At 32.4% G+C, this 8,080-nt stretch carries 6 protein-coding genes and 1 pseudogene; 6 read left to right on the top strand and 1 reads right to left on the bottom strand.

Annotation, left to right across the window (positions count from 1 at the left end; genetic code table 11):
• Both L6Q46_RS10945 and L6Q46_RS10940 read left to right on the top strand, forming a co-directional pair.
• A pseudogene (locus L6Q46_RS10945) lies at positions 1–1,112 on the top strand (LmbE family protein); the annotation flags it as partial.
• Between the two features lie 113 nt (positions 1,113–1,225).
• Positions 1,226–2,911: a sodium:solute symporter gene (locus tag L6Q46_RS10940; protein WP_291284334.1), complete on the top strand. Its 1,686-nt coding sequence runs from the start codon at positions 1,226–1,228 to the stop codon at positions 2,909–2,911.
• A 56-nt stretch (positions 2,912–2,967) separates the two neighbouring features.
• Here L6Q46_RS10940 and L6Q46_RS10935 read toward each other — a convergent pair whose 3' ends face one another.
• Entirely contained in the window at positions 2,968–3,819 is an 852-nt protein-coding gene (locus tag L6Q46_RS10935) for a DUF2911 domain-containing protein (protein ID WP_291284333.1), read from the bottom strand.
• Positions 3,820–3,952: 133 nt separating this feature from the next.
• Here L6Q46_RS10935 and L6Q46_RS10930 point away from each other — a divergent pair, with 133 nt between their 5' ends.
• The 4 genes from L6Q46_RS10930 to L6Q46_RS10915 all read left to right on the top strand — a co-directional run bounded on the left by L6Q46_RS10930 (position 3,953) and on the right by L6Q46_RS10915 (position 7,978).
• On the top strand, positions 3,953–4,420 hold the full coding sequence (locus L6Q46_RS10930; protein WP_291284332.1) for an SRPBCC family protein: 468 nt from the start codon (positions 3,953–3,955) through the stop codon (positions 4,418–4,420).
• A 4-nt stretch (positions 4,421–4,424) separates the two neighbouring features.
• A complete protein-coding gene (locus L6Q46_RS10925; RefSeq protein ID WP_291284331.1) occupies positions 4,425–5,072 on the top strand; it encodes an SDR family oxidoreductase in 648 nt (215 codons plus the stop codon).
• A 123-nt stretch (positions 5,073–5,195) separates the two neighbouring features.
• Positions 5,196–6,482: a deoxyribodipyrimidine photo-lyase gene (locus tag L6Q46_RS10920; RefSeq protein ID WP_291284330.1), complete on the top strand. Its 1,287-nt coding sequence runs from the start codon at positions 5,196–5,198 to the stop codon at positions 6,480–6,482.
• A 35-nt stretch (positions 6,483–6,517) separates the two neighbouring features.
• Complete coding sequence (locus L6Q46_RS10915) at positions 6,518–7,978, top strand: deoxyribodipyrimidine photo-lyase (RefSeq protein ID WP_291284329.1); 1,461 nt, start codon at positions 6,518–6,520, stop codon at positions 7,976–7,978.
• Positions 7,979–8,080 lie beyond the last annotated feature (102 nt).

The raw sequence follows: 8,080 nt of genomic DNA, 5'->3' as shown, positions 1-8,080 counted from the left end.
ATTTTCCAGTCGTTTTCACCATCGAAATTGAAGGTAAAACAATTGAATTCGTAAAAAATATTTGCTACAAATTCAATAATCCTGATGATGGAGAAACTTATGTTCCATTTACCGTTTTACCAGATGTTACGACTAAAATTGAACCTGAGGTAATTATTTTTAACGGAACACAAGCCAAAGAAATTACAGTTTCTGTAAAAGCACACAAAGCCAATGCAAAAGGGGTTTTATCGTTGAATATTCCGAATGATTGGAAAATAAATCCAAAAGAAATTCCGTTTGAAATCACTACCAAAAACGAAGAGAAAAAATTCACGTTCACACTGTATCCAACCAAACCTGAAATTGCTACAAAGTTGAGTGCAAAAGCTCAAATAGGAAATCAAACTTTTGATGATAAATTAATTACGATTCAGTATCCACACATTCCAAAACAAACCATTTTAGTACCTTCTGAATCTAAATTAGTAAAATTAGACATTGCAACTAAAGGCAAAAATATTGGTTACATTATGGGCGCTGGAGATGAAGTAAACAAGAATTTAGAGAATCTTGGATTTAAAGTTTCAACGATTAATCCGAGCGAAATTTCAATAGAAAAATTACAACAATTTGATGCCATAATTTTGGGAATTCGAGCTTTTAATGTGGTTGATGAATTAAAATACAAGAATAAAATCTTGTTTCAATATGTAGAAAATGGAGGTAATTTAATTATTCAATATAACACCACTAATAATTTGGTTACTAAAGAGATAGCACCATATAATTTAGAATTATCAAGAGATCGAGTTACTGATGAAAATGCAAAAGTAACTTTCTTAGCACCAAATCATAAAGTATTGAATCAACCAAATAAAATTACTGAAAAAGATTTTGAAGGCTGGGTTCAAGAACAAGGTTTATACTATCCAAACAAATGGAGTTCGGAATTTATTCCTATTTTAGCTTCTAATGACGAAGGCGAATCTTCAAAAACTGGTGGTTTAGTAATTGCAAAATACGGTAAAGGAAATTACATTTACACAGGTTTAAGTTTCTTTAGAGAATTACCAGAAGGCGTAAGTGGCGCTTACCGATTATTAGCAAACATGATTGCTTTAGACAAATAAAATTGCGATGAAACAACAAAAACAAAAATGGAAAAAAAGTTATAGCATCGTTTTGATACTGAATGCTATATATATTTTAATTTTCTATTTACTAATGGAAATATACAACTAATATGGAAATTTTAGATTGGATTGTATTATCCACTACCCTATTTTTTATCGTGATTTATGGTGCTTTGAAAACCAAAGGAAGCGCCAATGTAAAAGACTATTTGTTAGATAACAACGAAACACCTTGGTTTACGGTTGGTGTTTCAGTCATGGCTACACAAGCAAGTGCAATTACCTTTTTATCTACACCAGGACAAGCTTACCATGACGGAATGGGGTTTGTGCAGTTCTATTTTGGTCTTCCATTAGCGATGATTGTAATTGCATATACTTTTATTCCAATTTACCATCGATTAAAAGTATATACCGCTTACGAATATTTAGAACAACGTTTTAATGTTCAAACCCGAACTTTAGCCGCTATCTTATTCTTGATTCAAAGAGGATTAGGAACTGGAATTACAATTTATGCTCCTTCTATCATTTTATCAGCACTTTTGGGTTGGAATTTGAATATGTTGAACATTATCATTGGAATTTTGGTAATTGTTTACACCGTAACTGGCGGAACAAAAGCCGTAAACGTTACCCAAAAACAACAAATGTTCGTAATTATGTCGGGAATGTTTATCATTTTCTTTTACATTTTAGCGAATTTACCTCAAGAAGTTGATTTTTCAAATGTATTACATATTGCTGGAGCCAATGGAAAAATGGATATTTTAGATTTCTCCTATAATCCAGAAACACGATATACTTTTTGGAGCGGAATTACAGGAGGTTTTTTCTTAATGCTTTCCTATTTTGGAACCGATCAATCTCAAGTAGGTCGCTACTTATCAGGAAAATCAGTAAAAGAAAGCCAAATGGGATTAATAATGAATGGTTTATTGAAAGTTCCGATGCAGTTTTTTATTCTTTTGACAGGAGTTTTAGTGTTTGTTTTCTTTCAATTTAATGATGCTCCATTGCATTTTAACCCAACGAATGTTGAAAAAGTAAAAGCTTCGGAATATAAAGTCGATTATGAAAATTTGGAACAAAAACTATCCCAAATCAACACGGATAAAAAGATTGTAAATCAAATTTATATTGAACAATTAAAGCACAACGAATTTGATAATCCAATCTTGAAAAAACAAATGGTCACACTTTCCTTAAAAGAGAAAGATTTACGAGAAGACGCAAAAGATGTGATTAAAAAAGCTGATGGAAAAACCGAAACCAATGATAAGGATTATGTTTTTTTATATTTCATTTTAAATTACTTACCAAAAGGCCTTTTAGGATTATTGTTAGCCGTAATTTTCAGCGCAGCTATGTCATCTAGCGCATCTGGATTAAACTCTCTTGGTGCTACATCTGCTATTGATATTTACAAAAGAAATGTTAGCAATAAATCAGACAAACATTATGTGTTAGCTACTCAATACTTCACGGTATTTTGGGGAATTGTAGCGATTGGATTTGCTTGTATAAGTTCTTTATTTGAAAATTTAATCCAGCTAGTTAACATCATCGGTTCGATTTTCTACGGAACTGTTTTAGGCATTTTCTTAATTGGATTTTATATCAAATATATCAAAGGAAAAGCTGCTTTTATTGGGGCTTGCATTAGTCAACTAACTATTTTTTACATCTTTTACTTAGATGTTGTTAGTTATTTATGGCTGAATTTTATTGGAGCGTTACTAACAATTAGCATGTCTTATTTTCTTCAAAAAGCATTCAGTAAATCAGACATATAGCAAAATAAAAGTCCCAAAGTTATTTGGGACTTTTATTTAAATTAATTTTTAAAGAATTATTTAGACCATTCTGCAATGCTGTCTTTGTTCATTTTTTCATAATCACCATTTCCTGCTTTCACAGATAATGCTAATGATTCTTTTGCAGTTGAAATAGCTCCTTTTTTATCTCCCATTTTAGCTTGGATTAAAGATTTTAATCTCAAATACCAGAAAGGCACGTCTCTATCCTTTGGTGAATTACTGATAGCAGAATTTACCCAAGTTAAAGCTTTATTTAAATCGCCATTAGATTGATAAAAATATTGTGCAGAAGAAAAATAATCTGCCGCAGATGGACCTGCTAACGTTTTTTCAATACTTTTCATTGCCATATCTTGTGTAGGAACAGAAAATGGAATAGATACCATTGTTCTCTCCCAAGATAATTCAATTACACCTGTATCATTTGTTAAATTGTTTAAAAAGATAGAAAATGATTCAATTGATTTGTTTAAAGTTTCTGGTTTAACTGTAACTTTCAAAGCCACTTTTGAATCATCCCAATTTTCAGGTAATCCCCAATTATTAGTGTCTGTATAAAAAATTACATCCCAACTATCTGCTTTTGGAGTTGTAAATAAAGCATACTTACCTTTCTTAAGGTCTTTACCTGCTACTTTTACATCTTCACTAAAAGAAATTGTGGTATTTGCATTTGCACCAGTTCTCCACATTTTTCCAAAAGGAACTAAATCCCCATAAACAGTTCTCCCTTTTGCACTCGGTCTAGAGTATTCTGCTTGCACGGTTGTAAGTCCAACAACTTGTTCAACTTTTGCTAACGGACTCGATTGAGGTGTTTTTACTTGTGCCTCAACCATGAAATTGGCTAATACTACAGCCAACATTACAATAATTTTTCTCATAGGTTATGTTTTTGAATTTCAAATTTACAAATTGTATTAGAATCAAATGTTAATATAAACTTAAATGAATAATTTTTGTTTAATTAACAATTAAAAAGATTAAACAAATTTATATCTTTACAAAAAAAATAATATGAAAATATATAGATTACATACCAAACAAAATCTTCCGATAAGCTTAGATGAAGCATGGAACTTGTTATCTGATCCAAAAAATCTTCAGAAAATTACACCAAATTACATGGGGTTTAAAATTCTTTCTGGAGCCGATAGACCCATGTTTCCAGGACAAATTATACAATATATCGTTACTCCTGTTTTAGGAATCCCTACAAAATGGGTTACAGAAATTACTCATGTGGTGGATAAACAGTATTTTGTAGATGAACAACGTTTTGGTCCTTATGCGCTTTGGCATCACAAACATTTCATCAAAGAAATTCCTGGTGGCGTTGAAATGGAAGATATTGTAGATTATAAAGTTCCAATGGGAATTTTAGGACAGTTAGTTCACCCAATTTTAGTAAAACCGAAATTGGACGAAATCTTCGAATACCGAAGAAAAAAATTAATCGAAATGTTCGGAGAATTTAAAGGATAACATCATGAAAAACATACTATTAATAGGCGGTTCCTACGGAATAGGATTAGCCATAGCACAAGAAATTCAAAACGAAAACAATGTTTTTGTCGCTTCCAGAACCAATGAAAATTTATCAGGTTTGAATGTGACACACATTCCATTTGATGCTTCATCTGATATTTTAGATACATCAAAATTACCTGCAGTTATTGATGGTTTAGTTTATTGTCCTGGAAGCATTAATTTAAGACCTTTCAAAGGATTAAAACCTGAAGCTTTTGAAACCGATTTACAAATTAATTTCATAAGTTTGGTAAAAGTAATTCAATCGGTTTTGCCTAATTTATCAGCATCGAAACAAGCTAGTATAGTTGCTTTTAGCAGTGTTGCTGCAACCATGGGAATGCCATTTCATACTAGCGTTGCCGCTTCAAAAGGAGCAATTGAAGGTTTTGCTAAAGCATTGGCAGCAGAATATGCACCGAAAATCAGAGTAAATGTAATTGCACCATCATTAACTGACACACCATTAGCCGATAAATTCTTGAATAATGAAACCAAACAAGAAAAATCTGCAGAACGTCATCCCTTAAAACGATTCGGAAAACCAGAAGACAGCGCACAAATGGCAACCTTTTTATTGAGTTATAAAAGCAGTTGGATTTCATGACAAATTTTCCACGTTGATGGCGGAATGTCAACATTATTAGTAAACGGATAAAAATTAAAAAACAACTTCAAGTTCAAACTCAAAAATCAAACTTGAAACTTGAAACCTGAAACAAAAAAAAATATGAACATCTTTTGGTTTAGACGCGATTTAAGAGTAGATGACAACGTTGGATTTTTTCATGCTTTGAATAGCGATGAAGAAGTGTTACCTATTTTTATTTTTGACGAAATTATTTTATCGCAACTTCCAAAAAATGATGCGCGAGTAACCTTTATTCATGAACAATTAGAAAAGATTCAATCGGAATTGAAGAAGTACGGAAAATCATTAGCAGTTTTTCATGGCAAACCAATTGAAATTTTCGAAAAATTAATTTCTGAAAATACAATTTCATCGGTTTACACCAATCATGATTATGAACCTTACGCTCGCAAACGTGATAAGGAAATGAATCAACTTTTTGTAAGTAACGGAATTTCGTTTTTAACTTCTAAAGATCAAGTGATTTTTGAAAAAAGCGAAGTGGTTAAAGATGATGGAACACCTTATGTAGTTTACACACCATATTCTAAAAAATGGAAAGAAAATTTTAGAAAAATTAAATTAGTTCATTATCCTTCGGAAGATAAATTGGATAAAATAGCGCAGCACTCCTACCCTTTTTTATCGTTGACCGACATAGGTTTTGAAAAATCTGAAATTAAAGTTACACCTTTTGATGTTTCGGAAAGTTTAATTCAGAATTACGAAGCTACGCGAAATTTCCCTGCTTTAAACAAAACATCTTATTTGGGAATTTATCTCAGATTTGGTGCGGTTTCAATTCGAAAAATGATAGAAAAAGCTATCGCTGAAAAGAACGAAACCTTTTGGAACGAATTGATTTGGCGCGAATTTTTCATGCAAATTCTATGGCATTTTCCACACACAAAAAATTCAAGTTTCCGACCAAAATATGATGCCATTATTTGGGAAAACAACGAAGATTTATTTCAAAAATGGTGTCAAGGAAAAACGGGTTATCCTTTTGTTGATGCCGGAATGCGTGAATTAAACACAACCGGTCACATGCACAATCGCGTGCGTATGATTGTGGCAAGTTTTCTTTGTAAACATCTCTTAATCGATTGGCGTTGGGGCGAAGCTTATTTTGCACAAAATCTTTTGGATTACGAAATGGCGAGTAACGTTGGAAATTGGCAGTGGGCTGCAGGTTCTGGAGTGGATGCCGCTCCTTATTTCCGAATTTTCAACCCAACAGAACAAATCAAGAAGTTCGATAAAGACTTAAAATACATCAAAAAATGGGTTCCTGAATTGGAAACTCAATATTATCCAAAACCAATCGTAGACCACAAAGATGCACGAGAAAAATGCCTTAAAGTTTATAAAGAAGCCGTTGGATAAAATAGCGTTGCCCTAAACACTATAAAACTATTAAAATGAAAATTGTTTGGTTCAAGAGAGATTTGCGTTTGCACGATCATGAAGCCTTACATGAAGCCTTATCGACTTCTGGGAAGACTTTATTGCTTTACATTTTCGAACCTTCGTTGGTAAAAGATTATCATTATAGTCAACGTCATTTTGATTTTATCAAACAATCATTAGAAGCTTTACAGAAAGAACTTTTAAAATATCACACTCAAATCTTAATTGTTCAAGGTGAAGCGGTAACAGTTTTTGAAAAACTATCGAAACTTATTTCCATCAGAGCCGTTTATTCTCATCAAGAAACTGGAATCAAATTGACTTTTGATAGAGATTTGGCTGTTGCGAAATTATTAAAAAATAAAGGAGTTATTTGGAATGAATACATAACTAACGGGGTTATTCGTGGTATAAAAAATAGAAAAACGTGGAAAGAAGATTGGTATGACTTTATGGATAAAGATTGTCTTCCGTTTCAACCTACACCAAGAAGTTTTGTCAAATACATTGAAATTGAAGAATTAGAAAATCATTTCGAAATTCCATCAATTCAAACAGTTCACAATCCCAATTTTCAGAAAGGTGGTGTTCCAACAGCTTTACGTTACATGAAATCATTTTTTGAAGAACGGGTACAAAATTACAGTAGTCACATTTCAAAACCTGAATTAGCCAGAAAAGGTTGTAGCCGTTTATCACCTTATATTGCTTGGGGAAATTTATCAATTCGACAAGTGTATACAAAAGCTTGGGAATTACATCAGCAAGGAAAATTTAAGCGTCAGATTTCTAATTTTGCTTCTCGTTTGCGTTGGCAAGCGCATTTCATTCAGAAATTTGAAATGGAATGTTCGATGGAATTCATCGCGGTAAACAAAGGCTATCGCAATTTAAGTCAAAGAGTTAACGAAAAATATCACAAAGCTTGGATTACTGGAAAAACAGGTGTTCCGTTAGTTGATGCTTGTATGCGTTGTTTGAATACGACTGGTTATTTGAATTTTAGAATGCGTGCTTTGGTGGTATCGTTTTATACGCATCATTTGTTCCAACCTTGGCAAAATTGTAGTCCGCATTTGGCCCAACAATTTTTAGATTTTGAACCTGGAATTCACTATCCGCAAATTCAGATGCAAGCTGGCGTTACGGGAATCAATACGCTTCGTGTTTACAATCCAGTTAAAAATTCGTACGAACATGATGAAGATGGAAATTTTATAAAAAAATGGGTTCCAGAATTAGCTAATATTCCGGCAGAATTCATCCACGAACCTTGGAAATTAACTCCAATAGAACAAATGTTGTATGATTTTGAAATTGGAAGAGATTATCCAAATCCTATTGTGAATTTAGAGGAAGCAAGAAAGTTTTCCAGTGATTTCTTTTGGTCAATGCGAAAAGACGAATCCGTAAAAAAAGATAGCAAAAGAATAGTCGAAAAACAGACGTTTCAAGACAGAGAAATGATTTAGTTCAAATCACGAACTTTCTCAAAATTCAATTCGTTAAAGTGTCGAATAATAATATTGGCTTTAGATAAATCTTGGTCTTTGGAATGAAAACTATCGTAACCC

It is taken from the genome of Flavobacterium sp., from assembly GCF_023151265.1.
In the GTDB taxonomy this organism is placed as follows: Bacteria; Bacteroidota; Bacteroidia; order Flavobacteriales; family Flavobacteriaceae; genus Flavobacterium.
Note: the sequence above shows the minus strand (reverse complement) of the source record. Positions and strands in the feature narration are given on the sequence as shown.

Bases quoted from the DNA above. Each gene is read 5' to 3' on its own strand.
- L6Q46_RS10940 (WP_291284334.1), top strand. From the start codon at position 1,226: ATGGAAATTTTAGATTGGATTGTATTATCCACTACCCTATTTTTTATC.
- L6Q46_RS10935 (WP_291284333.1), bottom strand. From the start codon at position 3,819: ATGAGAAAAATTATTGTAATGTTGGCTGTAGTATTAGCCAATTTCATG.
- L6Q46_RS10930 (WP_291284332.1), top strand. From the start codon at position 3,953: ATGAAAATATATAGATTACATACCAAACAAAATCTTCCGATAAGCTTA.
- L6Q46_RS10925 (WP_291284331.1), top strand. From the start codon at position 4,425: ATGAAAAACATACTATTAATAGGCGGTTCCTACGGAATAGGATTAGCC.
- L6Q46_RS10920 (WP_291284330.1), top strand. From the start codon at position 5,196: ATGAACATCTTTTGGTTTAGACGCGATTTAAGAGTAGATGACAACGTT.
- L6Q46_RS10915 (WP_291284329.1), top strand. From the start codon at position 6,518: ATGAAAATTGTTTGGTTCAAGAGAGATTTGCGTTTGCACGATCATGAA.